The organism is Stenotrophomonas sp. 22LJNL06-5-1 (assembly GCF_056861455.1).
The window spans coordinates 18,719-34,876 of sequence record NZ_JBSPUE010000013.1; the positions used below are offsets into that span (position 1 = coordinate 18,719).

At 67.4% G+C, this 16,158-nt stretch carries 15 protein-coding genes; 4 read left to right on the forward strand and 11 right to left on the reverse strand.

Going from position 1 to position 16,158, the window contains the following annotated elements:
• Positions 1-53 precede the first annotated feature (53 nt).
• Both edd and eda read left to right on the forward strand, forming a co-directional pair.
• Positions 54-1,970 carry a phosphogluconate dehydratase gene (edd, locus tag AC13GF_RS20605; protein WP_483005820.1) on the forward strand — a complete coding sequence of 639 codons (1,917 nt, stop codon included), beginning with the start codon at positions 54-56 and terminating at the stop codon, positions 1,968-1,970.
• A gap of 205 nt (positions 1,971-2,175) precedes the next feature.
• A complete protein-coding gene (eda, locus tag AC13GF_RS20610) occupies positions 2,176-2,835 on the forward strand; it encodes a bifunctional 4-hydroxy-2-oxoglutarate aldolase/2-dehydro-3-deoxy-phosphogluconate aldolase (RefSeq protein ID WP_483005821.1) in 660 nt (219 codons plus the stop codon).
• Positions 2,836-3,164: 329 nt separating this feature from the next.
• Here eda and AC13GF_RS20615 read toward each other — a convergent pair whose 3' ends face one another.
• From AC13GF_RS20615 to ispG, 3 genes are all read right to left on the reverse strand, one after another.
• Positions 3,165-3,812, reverse strand: a complete 648-nt coding sequence (locus tag AC13GF_RS20615) for a response regulator (RefSeq protein WP_004153112.1) — start codon at positions 3,810-3,812, stop codon at positions 3,165-3,167.
• Positions 3,813-4,012: 200 nt separating this feature from the next.
• Positions 4,013-4,762 (reverse strand): phosphatase PAP2 family protein, encoded by a 750-nt coding sequence (locus AC13GF_RS20620; protein WP_032128858.1) that lies wholly within the window; start codon positions 4,760-4,762, stop codon positions 4,013-4,015.
• On the reverse strand, positions 4,743-6,008 hold the full coding sequence (ispG, locus tag AC13GF_RS20625; RefSeq protein ID WP_088025645.1) for a flavodoxin-dependent (E)-4-hydroxy-3-methylbut-2-enyl-diphosphate synthase: 1,266 nt from the start codon (positions 6,006-6,008) through the stop codon (positions 4,743-4,745). The genes AC13GF_RS20620 and ispG overlap by 20 nt, the downstream gene beginning before the upstream one ends.
• Before the next feature lie 114 nt (positions 6,009-6,122).
• Between ispG and AC13GF_RS20630 the strand changes: the two genes are divergently transcribed.
• Together AC13GF_RS20630 and AC13GF_RS20635 are read left to right on the forward strand one after the other, a co-directional pair.
• On the forward strand, positions 6,123-7,349 hold the full coding sequence (locus AC13GF_RS20630; protein WP_094000016.1) for an ATP-binding protein: 1,227 nt from the start codon (positions 6,123-6,125) through the stop codon (positions 7,347-7,349).
• A complete protein-coding gene (locus tag AC13GF_RS20635) occupies positions 7,346-7,915 on the forward strand; it encodes a response regulator transcription factor (protein ID WP_012510702.1) in 570 nt (189 codons plus the stop codon). Before AC13GF_RS20630 ends, AC13GF_RS20635 begins: the two co-directional genes overlap by 4 nt.
• Before the next feature lie 21 nt (positions 7,916-7,936).
• Here AC13GF_RS20635 and AC13GF_RS20640 read toward each other — a convergent pair whose 3' ends face one another.
• The 8 genes from AC13GF_RS20640 to folK all read right to left on the reverse strand — a co-directional run bounded on the left by AC13GF_RS20640 (position 7,937) and on the right by folK (position 16,155).
• Positions 7,937-10,834, reverse strand: coding sequence for a type 2 lanthipeptide synthetase LanM family protein (locus tag AC13GF_RS20640; protein ID WP_483005822.1), 2,898 nt, complete (start codon positions 10,832-10,834; stop codon positions 7,937-7,939).
• A gap of 82 nt (positions 10,835-10,916) precedes the next feature.
• On the reverse strand, positions 10,917-11,123 hold the full coding sequence (locus AC13GF_RS20645) for a DUF6229 family protein (protein ID WP_049423517.1): 207 nt from the start codon (positions 11,121-11,123) through the stop codon (positions 10,917-10,919).
• 317 nt (positions 11,124-11,440) lie between these two features.
• Positions 11,441-12,955, reverse strand: a complete 1,515-nt coding sequence (pgi, locus tag AC13GF_RS20650) for a glucose-6-phosphate isomerase (RefSeq protein ID WP_483005823.1) — start codon at positions 12,953-12,955, stop codon at positions 11,441-11,443.
• Positions 12,952-13,332, reverse strand: coding sequence for an aspartate 1-decarboxylase (gene panD / locus AC13GF_RS20655; RefSeq protein ID WP_005409061.1), 381 nt, complete (start codon positions 13,330-13,332; stop codon positions 12,952-12,954). The genes pgi and panD overlap by 4 nt, the downstream gene beginning before the upstream one ends.
• A gap of 87 nt (positions 13,333-13,419) precedes the next feature.
• Positions 13,420-13,917 (reverse strand): hypothetical protein, encoded by a 498-nt coding sequence (locus AC13GF_RS20660; protein WP_483005824.1) that lies wholly within the window; start codon positions 13,915-13,917, stop codon positions 13,420-13,422.
• A gap of 66 nt (positions 13,918-13,983) precedes the next feature.
• Positions 13,984-14,823: a pantoate--beta-alanine ligase gene (gene panC, locus AC13GF_RS20665; protein ID WP_483005825.1), complete on the reverse strand. Its 840-nt coding sequence runs from the start codon at positions 14,821-14,823 to the stop codon at positions 13,984-13,986.
• Positions 14,820-15,635, reverse strand: a complete 816-nt coding sequence (gene panB, locus AC13GF_RS20670; RefSeq protein ID WP_033833063.1) for a 3-methyl-2-oxobutanoate hydroxymethyltransferase — start codon at positions 15,633-15,635, stop codon at positions 14,820-14,822. Before panB ends, panC begins: the two co-directional genes overlap by 4 nt.
• Before the next feature lie 34 nt (positions 15,636-15,669).
• On the reverse strand, positions 15,670-16,155 hold the full coding sequence (gene folK, locus AC13GF_RS20675) for a 2-amino-4-hydroxy-6-hydroxymethyldihydropteridine diphosphokinase (RefSeq protein ID WP_483005826.1): 486 nt from the start codon (positions 16,153-16,155) through the stop codon (positions 15,670-15,672).
• Positions 16,156-16,158: the final 3 nt, after the last annotated feature.

Sequence of the window (16,158 nt, forward strand, 5' to 3'; positions counted from 1 at the left end):
GCGGCGGCGCCGTGCCGCCGCTTGCCTCTCGCCACCACGAACGCCGGTAGCCAATGAGCCTCCATCCGCAACTGCAAGCCATCACTGAGCGTGTCATCCGCCGCAGCGCCGCCTCGCGTGCCGCCTACCTGGCCGCGATCGACGCCTCCCTGCGCGAGGGCCCGTTCCGCAGCCGCCTGAGCTGCGGCAACCTCGCCCACGGGTTCGCCGCCTGCGGCGGCACCGACAAGAGCCGCCTGCGCGGCGGGGTGACGCCGAACCTCGGCATCATCACCGCCTACAACGACATGCTGTCGGCGCATCAGCCGTTCGAGACCTATCCGGAACAGATCCGCGACATCGCCCGCGAGCTCGGTGCTACCGCACAGGTGGCCGGCGGCGTGCCGGCAATGTGCGACGGCGTCACCCAGGGCCGTGGTGGCATGGAACTGTCGCTGTTCTCGCGCGATGTCATTGCGCAGGCCACGGCGATCGGCCTCAGCCATGACATGTTCGATACCACCGTCTACCTCGGTGTGTGCGACAAGATCGTGCCGGGCCTGCTGATCGGTGCACTGGCCTTCGGCCATCTGCCGGCGGTGTTCGTGCCGGCCGGCCCGATGACCCCGGGCATCCCCAACAAGCAGAAGGCCGAAGTGCGCGAGCGCTACGCTGCCGGCGAAGCTACCCGCGAAGAACTGCTGGAAGCCGAGTCCGCCTCGTACCACGGCGCCGGCACCTGCACCTTCTACGGCACCGCCAATTCCAACCAGGTACTGCTGGAAGCGATGGGCGTGCAGCTGCCGGGCGCGTCGTTCGTCAATCCGGGCACGCCGCTGCGCGATGCACTGACCCGCGAAGCGACCGAACGTGCACTGGACATCACCGCGCTCGGTGACGACTTCCGTCCGCTGGGCCGGATCATCGACGAGCGCGCGATCATCAACGCGGTCATCGCGCTGATGGCCACCGGCGGTTCGACCAACCACACCATCCACTGGATCGCGGTGGCGCGTGCGGCCGGCATCGTGCTGACCTGGGACGACTTCGACGAACTGTCGCAGCTGATCCCGCTGCTGGCCCGCGTCTATCCGAACGGCGACGCCGACGTGAACCGTTTCGCGGCCGCTGGCGGCCCGGCCTTCGTGTTCGGCGAGCTGATCAAGGCGGGCCTGATGCACGGCGACCTGGTCAGCGTGGCCCGTGGCGGCATGGCCGACTACGCACGCGAACCGCAACTGCGCGACGGCCAACTGGTCTATCTGCCGGGCCTGGAACGCAGCGCCGATGACGAAGTGGTGCGTGGCGTCGACAATCCGTTCGAGCACCAGGGCGGCCTGCGCCTGCTGCGCGGCAACCTGGGCAAGTCGCTGATCAAGCTGTCGGCGGTGAAGCCGCAGTACCGCACGATCGAAGCACCGGCGGTGGTGGTCGATGCGCCTCAGGTGTTGAACAAGCTGCATGCCGGCGGCCTGCTGCCCGAGCATTTCGTGGCGGTGGTGCGTTACCAGGGCCCGCGAGCGAACGGCATGCCGGAACTGCATTCGCTGGCGCCGCTGCTGGGCCTGTTGCAGAACCAGGGCCGGCGCGTGGCGCTGGTCACCGACGGCCGCCTGTCCGGCGCATCGGGCAAGATTCCGGCAGCGATCCACGTGACGCCGGAAGCCGCGCGTGGCGGTCCGCTGGCCAAGGTCCGCGAGGGCGACATGATCCGCCTGGATGGTGAGGCCGGCACGCTGGAAGTGCTGGTGGATGCAGCCGAATGGGCCGCACGCCCGCTGGCGCCGAACACTGCGCCGGCCGCGCATGACCTGGGCCGCAATCTGTTCGCGATCAACCGCCGCGTGGTGGGTCCGGCCGACCAGGGTGCGATTTCGATTTCGTGCGGGCCGGCGGCGGCCGATGGCGGGCCGTGGGAGTACGACGCGGAATACGAGCTGGGGCACGATGCCGCGGCGGCGGCGGCGCCGCATGAGGCGAAGGACGCCTGAAGCGAAAAGCCGCGGCAGGCTTCCCGGCTTGGGCAGTAGAGCGCCTTGGCCGGGACACGCCGTAAACCCATCCATGGGGGCTCGGTCGCGGCATCCATGCCGCTCACGGTCCCGGCCAGGGCACTCTACTGCCCTTGGACAATTCCCGGCGCGTCATTTGCGCTGCGGCCACTGAATCAAGAAGAGCAAAGGCAAGGGCAAAAGCATGGGTATCGAACAACATCAGGTTAAGGCGGCGGAGCTGTTGCATGCAGCGGGCATCCTGCCGGTGGTGACGATTCATACGCTGGACCAGGCACGGGCGGTCAGTGCGGCGCTGCTGGAAGGTGGTTTGCCGGCGATCGAGCTGACGCTGCGTACGCCGGTGGCGATGGAAGCGCTGGCAATGCTCAAGCGTGAGCTGCCGGATGTGGTGGTGGGTGCCGGTACGGTGCTGACCGTGGAGCAGATGCAGCAGTCGATCGATGCGGGCGCGGACTTCCTGGTGACCCCGGGTACGCCGCCGGTACTGGCCGACGCACTGGCCGCTGCTCCGTTGCCGGTGGTGCCGGGTGCGGCGACGCCAACCGAACTGCTGTCGCTGTATGCGCGTGGCTTCCGCGTGTGCAAGCTGTTCCCGGCCACGGCCGTGGGCGGGCTGGCGATGATCAAGGGACTGGCCGGGCCGGTGGCGGACCTGAAGCTGTGCCCGACCGGCGGCATCACCGAAAACACCGCCGCCGAATACCTCGAGCAGAAGAACGTGGTCTGCATCGGCGGTTCGTGGATGGTGCCGGGCAACTGGATCGCCAATGGCGAATGGGACAAGGTGCGCGCCAGCGCCGCCGACGCCGCCAAGATCATCCAGCGCGTGCGCGGCCACTGAGCCCGACAAAGGTGTAGAGCCGAGCCCATGCTCGGCTCCGGCATCATCAGGGGTCAGAGCCTTTCCCACCGGGAAAGTGATCCGCCCCCGGGCAACGAGCGCGCAAAGCGCGCGACCCGCTCCTGCTCTTCCTTCTTCATTCCGCGGTGGCGGCGCACGGAAACTGTCCGTGGCCCTGCGGAGGGATTGCGCAGGGGCGTAAGCGCCATGGATGGCGCGCCCGAGCCTCCAGGGATGGATTCACGGCGTCCCCTGCGCAATCGCTCCGCAGGGCCAACCCCACGAATCCTGCCGCACACCGCGAGGGGCTTCGCCGTTGGCCGAATCCCTTACAGCGGCCGTGCCGGATCCACCAGCCCGTACTGGCTGGCCATCCGCGCCAACGCGATGTTGTCGTGGATCCCCATCTTCTCGAACAACCGCGCCTTGTGCGTGTTCACCGTCTTCGCACTCAGGCTCAGCCGCCGCGCGATGTCTTCCTGGCGCAGGCCCTGGGTCAGCAGCAACGCCACTTCCAGCTCGCGCGGCGACAGGCTGTCGAACGGCGAACCGTTGCCTTCCACCGTCGACAGCGCCAGGTTCTGCGCGATGCTGGTGCCCAGGTAGCGACGGCCACCGGCCACGTCACGCACCGCGCGCAACAGCTCCTGCGCATCACAGCCCTTGCCGATGTAGCCGGCAGCACCGGCTTCGAGCAGCCGCTTCGGCAGCGGGCCATCTTCCAGCACCGACACGATCACCACGCGGGTATTGCGGTGGCTGCGCACGATGCGCTCGGTCACTTCCATCCCGCTCACACCCGGCAGGTGCAGGTCACACAGCACCACATCCGGCAGCAGCTGGCGGACTTCACGCAGCGCGTCTTCGCCGGTCTCGGCTTCGCCCACCACCTCGATGTCGGTTTCCCCCGACAGAATCATCTTCATCCCGGTGCGGACCAGCGCGTGGTCATCCACCAGGTAGACTCGAATCGTCATTCACGTACCTCTTCGAATGCGGCCATTGCAGGTCAAGCTAGGCAGGGTGCCGATACCCTGCAAGCGCGTCTGGAATGCGGCGGCAGCGATCTGCCTTGCGCATCACAGTACGGCGCGTTGTGCTTGCCCCCTGTCTTGCAGAACCTGCTGCAACGAAACAACTGATCTATCACGTAGACGTCCCTCAAGGGCCATCCACGTCAATCCCCCTGTGATGATGCTTCGCTGGCCTTCGCTGGCGGCGAGCCGTGACGTCGCCATGGGTGCCGGCGACTGAACATGACCAGATAGCACCCTACCACCCAAACCAGCGCGGCACACCATCCGGCCAGGATATCGGAGGGGTAATGCACCCCCAGGTAGACCCGGGACACGCTGACCAGCAGGCTGAATGCCGGTGCCAGCAGCAGCACCGGCCAGCGCCAGCGGGTGTTCCAGGCCAGCAGTACCAGGGTCACCGCCAGGGTCATCGAACCCATCGCGTGGCCGCTGGGGAAGCTGAACGTCGATTCCGGCGCGATCGATTCCCACAGGCTGGGGCGCTGGCGCTGGAAGAAGTGCTTGCTGCCCATGTTCAGCAGCGCCGAGCCGACGAAGCTGACCGCCACGAAGGTGGCCTCGCGCCAACGCCGGTAGCCCAGCAGTACGCCGATGATCAGCACGTCGGCCGGGATCAGGAACCATTCGTAGCCCAGCCTGGAAATGAGCACGAAGAAGCGGTCCAGCAGCGGCGAATGCAGGCCATGCATCTGCCACAGCAGCGGCGCGTCGAAATGGAACGATTCAAACTCGTGCACCTCGTCGGCCAGTGCGACGAAGCCGGCCAGCGGCAGCAGCACGCCACCGAACAGCAGGACCAGGCGCCAGGCATTGCGCGCCATCCAGTGGCGGAAGCCGGAGGCGGACTCCGGTGCAGCGAGGATCGCAGGCTTATCCGGCGCTTCGGACATACTTGTGTTCGACGTAATCGTCGATCAGGGCGACGAACTCCTGGGCGATGTTGTCGCCACGCAGGGTCACCTTCTTCTCGCCATCGACGAACACCGGCGCTGCAGGCGTTTCACCCGTGCCCGGCAACGAGATGCCGATGTTGGCATGACGCGACTCACCCGGTCCGTTGACGATGCAGCCCATCACCGCCAGGGTCATGTTCTCTGCACCCGGGTGGTGGATCTTCCACAGCGGCATCTTCTCGCGCACGTGGTTCTGCACCACCTTGGCCAGCTCCTGGAAGAACTCGGAGGTGGTGCGGCCGCAGCCCGGGCAGGCCGTGACAAGCGGCGTGAAGGCACGCTGGCCGGTGGTCTGCAGCAGTTCCTGGGCGACGATCACTTCCTGCGTACGCGACTGGCCCGGTTCCGGGGTCAGCGAGATGCGGATGGTGTCACCGATGCCTTCCTGCAGCAGCACGCTCAGCGCCGCGGACGAGGCGACGATGCCCTTGCTGCCGATACCGGCCTCGGTCAGGCCCAGGTGCAGGGCGAAGTCCGAGCGCTGGGCCAGGTCGCGGTACACCGCGATCAGCTCCTGCACGCCACTGACCTTGGCCGACAGCACGATGCGGTCGCGCGGCAGACCGAGCTCCACCGCCTGCTCGGCCGAATCCAGCGCCGAGCGGATCAGCGCCTCGCGCAGCACGCGGCCGGCATCCCAGGGCTGTTCGCGATGGTTGTTCTCGTCCATCAGCTTCGCCGCCAGGGCCTGGTCCAGCGAGCCCCAGTTGGCGCCGATGCGCACCGGCTTGTTGTAGCGGATCGCGAACTCGATCAACTGGGCGAACTGCAGGTCCTTCTTCTTGCCGAAGCCGACGTTGCCCGGGTTGATGCGGTACTTGGCCAGCGCTTCGGCACACGCCGGCTCGGCGGTCAGCAGCTGGTGGCCGTTGTAGTGGAAGTCACCGATCAGCGGCACGTCGATGCCCATCATCGCCAGCTTGTCGACGATGCGCGGGATCGCCGCAGCGGCTTCAACGGTGTTGACGGTCAAACGCACCATTTCCGAACCCGCACGCCACAACTCGGCCACCTGCTTGACGCTGGAGGCCACGTCGGAGGTGTCGGTGTTGGTCATCGACTGCACCACGACCGGCTTGCCTCCACCTACGGTGACCCCGCCGATCTGCACGGCATGGGTCTGGCGGCGGGGCCAGGAGGTGGCATCGGAGGGGGGAGTCGGGCGGGTGACGGCGTCGTGCATGGGCGCATTCTACCGCCCGCCCCCGCATTCCGGGTGACTCGCATTCAGCCGGCGGCACAGCTGCGGCCGATTGTCGCAGGCGCGGTCACGCCTGAACGCATACGATGAGCGTGAATGACCGGTCCCGACGCCCCGTTTCTCCGAACCCTGTGCAGCCTGCGCTGGCTTGCCGTAGGCGGCCAGGCCGCCACCATCCTGGTTGCCACCTGGGTGCTGGGCCTGCCGTTGCCGCAGCTGCCGTTGTGGGCGGGCGTGGCCGTGCTGACCCTGTTCAACATCTATACCCAGCTGCGCCCGGAGGCGGCCGACACCGCGCCACTGACCGCATTCGGCCACATCCTGGTGGACGTGATCATCCTGACCTGGATGGTGGGCTGGAGTGGCGGCATGGCCAATCCGTTCAGTTCACTGTTCCTGATCCTGATCGCACTGGCCGCGTTCGCCCTGCCCCTGCGCTGGGCGCTGGCGGTCGCGCTGGCCTGCCTGCTCGGCTATGCCGCCAGCGGCATCTTCGGCCAGTCGCTGCCGGATGGCTATTTCCGCGCGCAAGACCTCAACCGCTGGGGCGTGGTCGCCAATTTCCTGATTTCCGCGGCGGTCGTGCTGACCTTCTCCACCCGCCTGGCGCTGGCGCTGCGCCAGCGCGAACTGGAACTGTCGGCCCTGCGCGAACGCTTCGCCCGCAACGAGGGCATCGTCGCCCTGGCCACCCATGCCGCCTCGGTGGCACATGAACTGAACACGCCGCTGGCGACCATGACCCTGCTCGCCGATGACGTCGCCGAGCGCAGCGAAGAGCCCGAAGTACGCGAAGACATGGAAACCCTGCGCGAGCTGCTGGTGCAGTGCCGCGAGCGCGTGCTGGCGCTGGCCGCGCCAGCCTCGGCCGATGCGCCGGGGCGCAGCCACTCCAGTGCCCAGCAGGTACTGGAACAGTGGCGCCTGGTGCGGCCGACCATCGACCTGCACCGCAACGACGATGCGCCGCTGCGGCTGCCACTGGACCCGGGCGTGGGCCATCTGCTGATGGTCCTGCTCAACAATGCCGCCGATGCCGGCGAACAGGCCGGCCGGCCACGCGTGGACCTGGACCTGCGTATCGAAGGTGACGACCTGATCGGCGAAGTCCGCGATTACGGCCACGGCTTCGACGCACGTGCCGCGGTGCTGCCGGGCAAGCTGTTCGGCAGCAGCAAAAGCGAGGGCATGGGTGTCGGCCTGGCCCTGTCCCATGCCACCATCGAACGCCTCGACGGCGAGATGTGGATGCGCCCGGCCCAGGGGGCCGGCAGCCGCGTCGGCTTCCGCCTGCCGCTGGCCCCACGCGAGGACACCCCATGAGCCTTCACCACTCCACCCTGGGCCTGCTGGTCGACGACGACGAGCTGTACCTGCGTACCCTGCAGCGCAGCCTGGCCCGCAAGGGGCTGGAAACGCAGACCGCGCAGGACGCCGCCAGTGCACTGGCGCTGGCCCGCCAGCACCCGCCGGCGTTCGCGCTGATCGACCTGAAGCTGGGCAGCGATTCCGGCCTGGCCCTGATCCAGCCGCTGCGCGCACTGCGCGCGGACATGCGGATCCTGCTGGTGACCGGCTACGCCAGCATCGCCACCGCCGTGGAGGCGATCAAGCTCGGCGCCGACGACTACCTGCCGAAGCCGGCCACGGTGCCGATGATCCTGCGCGCCCTCGGCGAGGAAGACGACGGCCCGGCCGACGATGGCGAAATGGAAGTGCCGGACGCGATGACGCCGATCAGCCGCCTGCAGTGGGAACACATCCAGCAGGCGATGCACGAGACCGGCGGTAACGTGTCCGCGGCAGCGCGCCTGCTCGGCATGCACCGGCGTTCGCTGCAGCGCAAGCTGGCAAAGCGGCCAAGCCCGGAACGCGATCCCAGCCGCTGATCGCGACCGGACCGGTCCGGCTCAGACCTCCGCCAGTGCCGGTCGGTCCTGCGCGGCACTGGAACGCGATGCCGGGGCATCGACCCGCGCCGCTGACGTCTCCTGCAGCAACGGCGACGGCAGCACGCAGGCTGGATGCATGCGCAGGAAGCCATAGATCGCACCTGCCAGGCCGATCATCAGGCCCGGAGTAAAGGCCGCGCGGGTCAGTCCGCCGACCATGCCCTGGTGCTCCTCGATCGAAGAAACGATCTCGATGGCGGCCTCATCCTGCGGATAGGGACATCCCTCCGGATCCAGCGCAGCCGCCAGCACCAGCAGCTCCCGGGTGGACACATCGCCGTGGCACAGGGTGTGGCTGAACCCCCATTTGCCGCGCGCGTCGGCCACAGCCCGCCGCATGTCACGCAACTGCGCGGGATCGCCGGTGCGGGCATACAGATCCGCCGCCGCCAGACCGATGCCAACACTGCCATGGCACCAGGTCGGGAAGTTCTTCTGCCCATCCTGCAGGTGGATGTCGCGCCAGTGCCCGGTATGCGGTTCGAACAGTGCCGCCTGGAACGCAAACGCTCCTTCGGCCAACTGCCGCCAGGCCGCGCGCTCAGGCACGCTGCCGGCATCCGAACGCGCCAGCCGTGCCAACGCCCAGCCCATGCCCATCGCGCCGTGGCCAAAGCCACCGATCGGCTCGCGGAACTGTGGCGTCGGCCAGCGTGCGCCGTCGGCATCGACGATCGCCGCTTCCTGCATGCGGCGCCCGGCCGCAGCCGCCAACTCCAGCCAGCGCGTTCTGCCGGTGGCCTCGGCCAGCGCCAGCAGCGGCAGGATCATGCCGGACACGCCATCAATCAGTTCGAATTTCACCGGCCCCTGGAAACCACGACGCTCCACTCCTTCCGCACAGCGCTCGGCCAGCGCAAGCAGTGCGGGGCGCTGCAGCAGATCATGCAATGCCAGCAGGGTCCAGATCTGCGAGCCTGTGCCGACGAAGCCACCATCGATCCCGGCGGGATGGCGCTCGCACATGGTCTGGAACACGGCAATGGCGCCTTCAATGGCCGGATCCAGCCCAGCCACCGGATCGGCACGTCCCTGCTCTACTTCCCGGCGGTAGGCCGCCAGCGCGAACGCAATGCCCCCCAGCCCGAAATACAGGTCGGGCTGCACCGGCTGGACGGTCCATCCTGTGCGGGTCACCTCGGGCGTGATCCACGTCATCGAACCATCTTCACCGTGCACGGCCAGACGCAGAAGATTCTCCACCGCGCGTGCCGCAAGCGTTCGTCGGCGCAGGTCCAGATCGTCCGCGCGAGGCTGCTGCGCGGCATAGCTGTAGCCGGACCGAGCCTCGGCGCGGGCCAGCGCGTGCTGGTTCAGATCGGTGGCCACCAACGTGCTGCGGATGGTCACGTCTTCGAGGTCGATGCGCATCGCACGCCAGTTGTCGGCGATGGAGCGGATGCGGGCTGCGTCCAGCTGCGAAGTGAAGATCGGAATGTCACCGTGGAGCAGGTCGTCCACTTCTCCACGTACGGTTTCCAGGTCCGATGGCGCAGCCGGTGACACCGCTGCATTGCGCACCAGCAGATCGATCGCGCGTTCAACCGCCTGGGCTTCCTTGTGCAGCGAGGCTGGATGCCAGAGCATCCGCCCGAGCTCGGCGTAGGCCATTGTAGGCCGCCGCACATCTCGCACCTGGCAGCCTTCGAAGGCCGCCAGGAGTGGCATCAGTTCGCCCTTCGCATCGAGCGCGCGCAGGCGCCCACTGGCGTCGATGAAGCCCTCGCTGATGTGGTCCCAGTACAACGAAACGTCCGGCTGTGGACTGGGGTGGTTCTGTGCGATGGCGACTTCAGCCTCGACCATGCCCAGCCGGGCCGGCCCCGTCCCGTCCTCGACAATCACCGGCACCTGTACCCGCGGCTGCTCGCCCGGCAATGCGCCGGCGGCCGACAGGTCCACACCTTCCATGCCGAGGCCGGTGGTGCGGAACGGCACAATGCCGGTGCGCAGAACGGAATTGCGCATCAACTTGATGGCCGTATCGTAGGCGTCGCCCAGGCCCGACGGCTCGACGTCGATCACCTGCGAGAACACACTTTCTGCATCGATCACGACGGGCACTGGCCCGACAGCGATCAGGTTCTCCAGATGGATGTCGGTACCACCAACCAGGCGCAGAATTGCCAGCCAATGCCCAAGACCGCGGTAGTAGGCACGCAGTTCTTCGTCATCGGCGCAATGACGGTGCGTGGCAAACGCGGCCCAGCCATGGCTGCCACGATCAACTACACGCGGTACACGCACCCGATCCCGGCCCTCGCCAAAGACTGCAGCGAGCAGGCCATCGAGCGCCGCATCGATGCGCAGCGAGCGCGGCTTGTACATCAGCACGCCGCCGTCGAACTGCAGCCGTGCCACGGTCCGGCCGCCACCATGCAGGTCACCCCGTCCCAATGCAACGGCATGCAGCGTGCCCGCCGGCGCACCCAGCAGTTCCGCCAGCGCCGCACGATCACTGCCGATGCGAACAGCGAGCTCCACCACCGCCGCACATTGCCCTTCGAGCATGCGCGTCAGGCGCGGCAGCAGCACCGGGTAGCGTCGCTGCAGATGCGTGCGGAAGCCCTCGTTGGTGGCCAGGGCAACGAATTCGTCGAGCACCCCAGCGCTGTCAAGCGGGCCGATGTCACCGCTGCGCGCAGCGGCGTGCAGTTCCAGCAGCAGCACGCGGTTGAGCTTGAGCTGGGCATGTTCACGCAGTGCCGCATCGCCGCGTGCATGCAGCAGATCGCGCTCGCCAGGCTGCAGAGCGATGGCGGGATCATGCAGGCCAGCAACCAGCGCAGCGCGCGCCTGGGCAAGGAAATGTTCGGTGATGCGCGCAAACGCGGCCGCAGCCGGAGAAGCGGTCATTACGCCCCCTGCAAGGTATCGGGAAGTCTGTTCCAGTTGCCGGCACGCAGCCGCAAGGCGCTGCGTGCCGGCTCGGGTTACATCAGCAACACAGGCAGTGATTGACCACGGACATCGTGGTGGTGCACTCGGTGCCACCACCGGTGATCAGGGTGTCGGAGGCCGACGTGAGTGCGGACTCGGTAGCCGCAGCGCCATAGATGAACAGCGAACCCGCAGGGTTGGCGCACCCATCCACATCATCCGAGCCATTGAGCCAGCCGGACACAACATCGTCATTCAGATCCATTCGCAATCTCCTGTCATTCACAACATGAGGCGTTGAGGACATGGATCGATTCCACGTCCCTTCGGATACGGCCAGTCCCTGGCATCAACATCATGCTGCGAGCGATACTGGATGACAGGTACAGCCGCCCGTGCACACTGCCTCCGCGTGTGAAGTGCCGTCAAGCTGCGCTGCGGCAGGACGCACGAACACGCTGCATGTGCAGTACGGAAGTGACATGGAATGAGTGGCCGCGCAGCCATTCATGCGCGACCGGATCGAAGGCAGCCGGAGAGGCATGGGATGGCCGGCCGGCGCCGGCACATCCGCAGGCCGGGTCAGCCCTTCAGCTGCGCCAGGATCTCGCGGGTCATCGGATCGGCAATCGCCACATCCTCACCCTGCAGCGCCGGCAGCAGGCCACTGGCCAGCTGCTTGCCAAGCTCGACACCGAACTGGTCGAAGGCATTGATGTTCCAGATCACCGACTGCACGTACACGGCGTGTTCGTACATGGCGATCAGTGCGCCCAGCGCCTGCGGGGTCAGCGCGTCAAGCAGGATCAGCGTGCTCGGGCGGCCGCCCGGATAATCACGGTGCGGGTCGTCGCTGCTCTGGCCATTGGCCAGTGCTTCGGTCTGCGCCAGCAGATTGGCCAGCAGGGCCTGATGATTGATCGTGTAGGGATCATCGTTGTGCACGCAGCCGATGAAGTCGGCCGGAACGATGCTGGTGCCCTGGTGCAGTGCCTGGAAGAAGCTGTGCTGCACATCGGTGCCCGCGCCGCCCCACCATACCGGCACGGTATCGGTGGTGACCGGCTGGCCGTCACGCTGCACGCGCTTGCCCAGGCTTTCCATCACCAGCTGCTGCAGGTAGGCCGGCAGCAGCGCCAGGCGCTGGTCGTAGGTCATCACCGCGTGCGTGGCGTGGCCCAGCAGGTTGCGGTTCCAGATGTCGGTCAGGCCGTGCAGCACCGGCAGGTTGCGCTCCAGCGGTGCATCCAGCGCATGCGCATCCATCTGCGCGGCACCGTCCAGCAGCTGTTCAAAGCGCTCGAAACCGATCGCCAGCGCGATCGGGAAACCAACGGCCGACCACAGCGAATAACGGCCCCCCACCCAGTCCCACATCGGCAGCACGCGATCGGCGGCGATCGCGAAGGCCTTGGCGGCGCGTTCCGGGTTGGCGCTGACCGCATACAGGCGCTCGCTGCCCCCCAGCCAGTCGTGCAGGATCTGGCCGTTGAGCAGGGTTTCCTGCGTGCCGAAAGTCTTGGAGATCAGGATTCCGGCGGTCTTCGCCGGATCCAGCGTGGCCAGCGTACGCTGCATGGCCGCGCCGTCCACGTTCGAGACGAAATGCACGCGCAGACGCGCACCGGTGACCGGGCGCAGCGCGTCGGCGACCAGGCGCGGGCCAAGGTCGGAACCACCGATGCCGACACTGACCACATCGGTCACGCCACTGTCTTCCAACGTGCGCACCAGCACGCCCATGCGCTGGCGGATGTCGCGCGCGGTGGCATAGGCCTCGGCCGCCACCGGCGCGTCGACCACGTCGCCACGCAGCGCGGTATGCAGCGCGGCGCGGCCTTCGGTCAGGTTGACCTGCTCGCCACGAAACAGGCGGGTGATGGCGCCACCGACATCACGCTCGGCAGCCAGCGCCAGCAACGCCTGCAGCGCCGCGGCATCGTATTTCTGCCGCGCGAAGTTGACGTACAACGGACCGACCCGCAGTGCCAGATCCTGCACGCGGCCGGGTTCGGCGGCGAGCAGGCTGGGAATGCTTGCGCCCTTCAGGCGCTGGGCGTGGGAGTGCAGCGAGTCGAATCCGTTGTTCGTTGTCATGCGGCCTGGGTCGGGATCGTGTCGTTGGTGTGGGTGATCTGGTTCTTGCCATCAACGTACACCAGCTTCGGCTTGAAGCTGTCCGCTTCCTGCTCGGTCATGCTGGCGAACGCGGCGATGATGATGATGTCACCGACCTGCACGTGGCGCGCGGCGCCACCGTTGAGCGAGACAACGCCGCTGCCGGCTTCGGCGCGGATCGCATAGGTCGAGAAGCGCGCACCGTTGGTCACGTCCCAGATGTGCACCTGCTCGAACTCGCGGATGCCGGTGGCAGCCAGCAGGTTGTCATCGATGGCGATCGAGCCTTCGTAGTTCAGCTCGGAATGGGTGACGGTGGCGCGGTGGATCTTGGTCTTGAGCAGGGACAGGTGCATGGGGGCGCTGCAACGGCAAAGGAAAGAGCGGATTCTAGCACCCGCTTGGCCGTCGTCAGCGGGCTGCAGCAGGACGCTGAAGGCCGTTCAGGCGCCCTCCCCCGGCGGTGACGCCGCGACATGCCCGGAACTGCCCTCCAGGGATAGCCGGAACACCGTATGGAAGGCCAGCCCGGCGACCAGCCCGAAGCCGCCCGCAGCCAGCACCTGCAAGGCGTAGCTGATCACGTCGAAGGTGTCGACATAGCGCAGGCGCTGCAGCAGCGGACCATTGTCCGCGCCCGGCCAGGTGCAGGTGGCCATGGCCAGCGCGCCCAGTGCGAAGCCGACCAGCACGAATCCCGCCCGGCGCAGGCGCTGCTGAGACTGCAGGAGCAGCGCCATCGGCAGCAACACCGCGATGGCATTGCAGGCGGCCAGCACGAACATCAGCCCACCACCCGTGAGCGCAGGCATCGGCGTACGCCTGAATTCGAGCGCGAACAACAGGCCGCCAAACAGCTGGGCCGGCAGCATGCCAGCCGCCAGCACCGCCAGGATCGAGGCCTGGAAAAGACGGCCGGTATCAGTGCTGGGGGTCTTCATTTCCCGTCTCCCGTCCCTGGGATGTGGAGAGGCGCCGGTTGCGGGCGCCCCGGAGCCGCATGCGGCTCAGAACTCCAGGTTGTCGATCAGGCGGGTGGTGCCCAAGCGTGCGGCGATCAGCGCTACGCGGCCACCGCCATCGAAGGTCGGCTCGGCCAGCTCCGGGGTGCGCAGCACCGCATAGTCGACCTGGAAACCGGCCGCCTGCAATGCCGCCGTGGCGTCGGCCTCGATGCGATCACGTGCCTGCCCGGCCACGTAGCCTTCGCGCATGCCCAGCAGGGTGCGGTGAATGGTGGTCGCGACCGGGCGCTGTTCGGCGCTCAGGTACTGGTTGCGCGAACTCTTGGCCAGGCCATCCTCGTCGCGCACGATGTCAGCACCGACGATCTGGATCGGGAACGACAGCTCAGCCACCATCTGCCGGATCACCGCCAGCTGCTGGTAGTCCTTGCGGCCGAACACGGCCACGTCAGGCTGCACCTGCAGGAACAGGCGCGCCACCACCGTGCAGACGCCATCGAAGTGACCCGGTCGGCTGGCGCCTTCCAGCACTTCACTGACACCCGGCGCGTGCATGCGCGTGGTCTTGTCCACGCCCAGCGGATACATCGCCTCGACGCTGGGCAGCCACACCGCTTCGCAACCGGCCTGCTCCAGCCCGGCCACGTCGGCCTCGGGCGTACGCGGGTAGCGGCTGAAGTCTTCATTCGGCCCGAACTGGGTCGGGTTGACGAAGATGCTCGCCACCACCTTGTCGGCATACTGGCGGGCCAGGGTCACCAGCGAATGGTGGCCACCGTGCAGGTTGCCCATGGTCGGCACCAGCGCCACGCGCAGACCCTCGCGCTTCCACTGGGCGATCTGCTCGCGCAGTGCGCCGAGCTCGTTGAAGGTCTGGATCATTGGGCGTAGGCGTGCTGTTCGTCGGGGAAGCTGCCGTCGCGCACGGCGTCGGCATAGGCGCGGGTGGCACCGGCCACCGAACCGCCTTCTGCAAGGAAATCCTTGACGAACTTGGGACGGCGATGGCCACTGTCCAGGCCAAGGAAATCGTGCAGCACCAGCACCTGGCCATCGCACTGCGGGCCGGCACCGATGCCGATGGTCGGCACTTCCACCGCAGCGGTCACTTCGGCGGCAACCGGGGTCGGCACGCATTCGAGCACCATGATGCTGGCGCCGGCAGCGGCCACGGCCCTGGCATCTTCCACCAGTTGGCGCGCGGCATCGCCACGGCCCTGGATCTTGAAGCCGCCCAGGCGCAGCACCGACTGCGGGGTCAGGCCCAGATGTGCGCAGACCGGAATCTCGCGCTCGACCAGGTAACGGATGATGTCGACCTTGAAGCCGGCACCTTCGATCTTGACCATCTCGGCACCGGCCTGCAGCAGCTGCAGCGAAGCATCCAGCGCGCGCTCCGGAGTGGCATCGGCGCCGAACGGCAGGTCGGCCACCAGCAGCGCACGCTGCAGCACACGGGCTACGGCGCGGGTGTGGTAGACCATGTCGGCCACGGTCACCGGCAAGGTGGAGTCATGCCCCTGCACGACCATGCCCAGCGAATCGCCGATCAGGATCAGGTCAACGCCATTGGCGTCGAAAGTGCGGGCAAAGCCGGCGTCGTAGGCGGTCAACATGACCAGCTTCTGGCCATTGCGCTTGGCCTCGGCCAGGGCGGGAACGGTCCAGGGCTTGCTGTCTGCGTGGGTGCTCATGTGCTGATAACCGGGGGAGATAACCCGGGCATTATCACCCTATCGGCGCGATCCCGCAGGCATCCACCCGCATCACTGCATCCTGCACGCGACCATGGCCGGGAATGGCCAGATCCGGCGCGATTTCGGCCAGCGGCACCAGGACGAAGGCACGCTCGTGCATGTAGGGATGCGGCACCTGCAGACCGGGCTGGTCGAGCACCTGCGCGCCATACAGCAGCAGGTCCAGGTCCAGCGCGCGCGGGCCCCAGTGCACCGCCGGATCGCGTACGCGACCAAAGCGCTGCTCCAGCGCCAGCATTGCCTGCAGCAGCGTGTCGGCCGGCAACGTGGTGTCGACCGCAGCCACCGCGTTGACGAACGGCGGCTGGTCCTCATTGCCCCAGGCCGGCGTGGCGTACAGCCTCGAGGCCTGGCGCAGGTGGGTACCGGGCAGCCCGTCGAGCGCGGCAATCGCCGCGCCGACGGTGGCGGCCGCGTCGCCAAGGTTGGCGCCGAGGCCGATCCAGGCAAGGGTCATCGT

Excerpts from the sequence above, each read along its gene's own strand:
- edd (WP_483005820.1), top strand. The coding sequence starts at position 54 with ATGAGCCTCCATCCGCAACTGCAAGCCATCACTGAGCGTGTCATCCGC.
- AC13GF_RS20660 (WP_483005824.1), bottom strand. The coding sequence starts at position 13,917 with ATGAAGACCCCCAGCACTGATACCGGCCGTCTTTTCCAGGCCTCGATC.
- panD (WP_005409061.1), bottom strand. The coding sequence starts at position 13,332 with ATGCACCTGTCCCTGCTCAAGACCAAGATCCACCGCGCCACCGTCACC.
- AC13GF_RS20620 (WP_032128858.1), bottom strand. The coding sequence starts at position 4,762 with ATGTCCGAAGCGCCGGATAAGCCTGCGATCCTCGCTGCACCGGAGTCC.
- AC13GF_RS20645 (WP_049423517.1), bottom strand. The coding sequence starts at position 11,123 with ATGGATCTGAATGACGATGTTGTGTCCGGCTGGCTCAATGGCTCGGAT.
- AC13GF_RS20630 (WP_094000016.1), top strand. The coding sequence starts at position 6,123 with ATGACCGGTCCCGACGCCCCGTTTCTCCGAACCCTGTGCAGCCTGCGC.
- pgi (WP_483005823.1), bottom strand. The coding sequence starts at position 12,955 with ATGACAACGAACAACGGATTCGACTCGCTGCACTCCCACGCCCAGCGC.
- AC13GF_RS20640 (WP_483005822.1), bottom strand. The coding sequence starts at position 10,834 with ATGACCGCTTCTCCGGCTGCGGCCGCGTTTGCGCGCATCACCGAACAT.
- panB (WP_033833063.1), bottom strand. The coding sequence starts at position 15,635 with ATGAGCACCCACGCAGACAGCAAGCCCTGGACCGTTCCCGCCCTGGCC.
- folK (WP_483005826.1), bottom strand. The coding sequence starts at position 16,155 with ATGACCCTTGCCTGGATCGGCCTCGGCGCCAACCTTGGCGACGCGGCC.
- panC (WP_483005825.1), bottom strand. The coding sequence starts at position 14,823 with ATGATCCAGACCTTCAACGAGCTCGGCGCACTGCGCGAGCAGATCGCC.
- ispG (WP_088025645.1), bottom strand. The coding sequence starts at position 6,008 with ATGCACGACGCCGTCACCCGCCCGACTCCCCCCTCCGATGCCACCTCC.
- eda (WP_483005821.1), top strand. The coding sequence starts at position 2,176 with ATGGGTATCGAACAACATCAGGTTAAGGCGGCGGAGCTGTTGCATGCA.
- AC13GF_RS20635 (WP_012510702.1), top strand. The coding sequence starts at position 7,346 with ATGAGCCTTCACCACTCCACCCTGGGCCTGCTGGTCGACGACGACGAG.
- AC13GF_RS20615 (WP_004153112.1), bottom strand. The coding sequence starts at position 3,812 with ATGACGATTCGAGTCTACCTGGTGGATGACCACGCGCTGGTCCGCACC.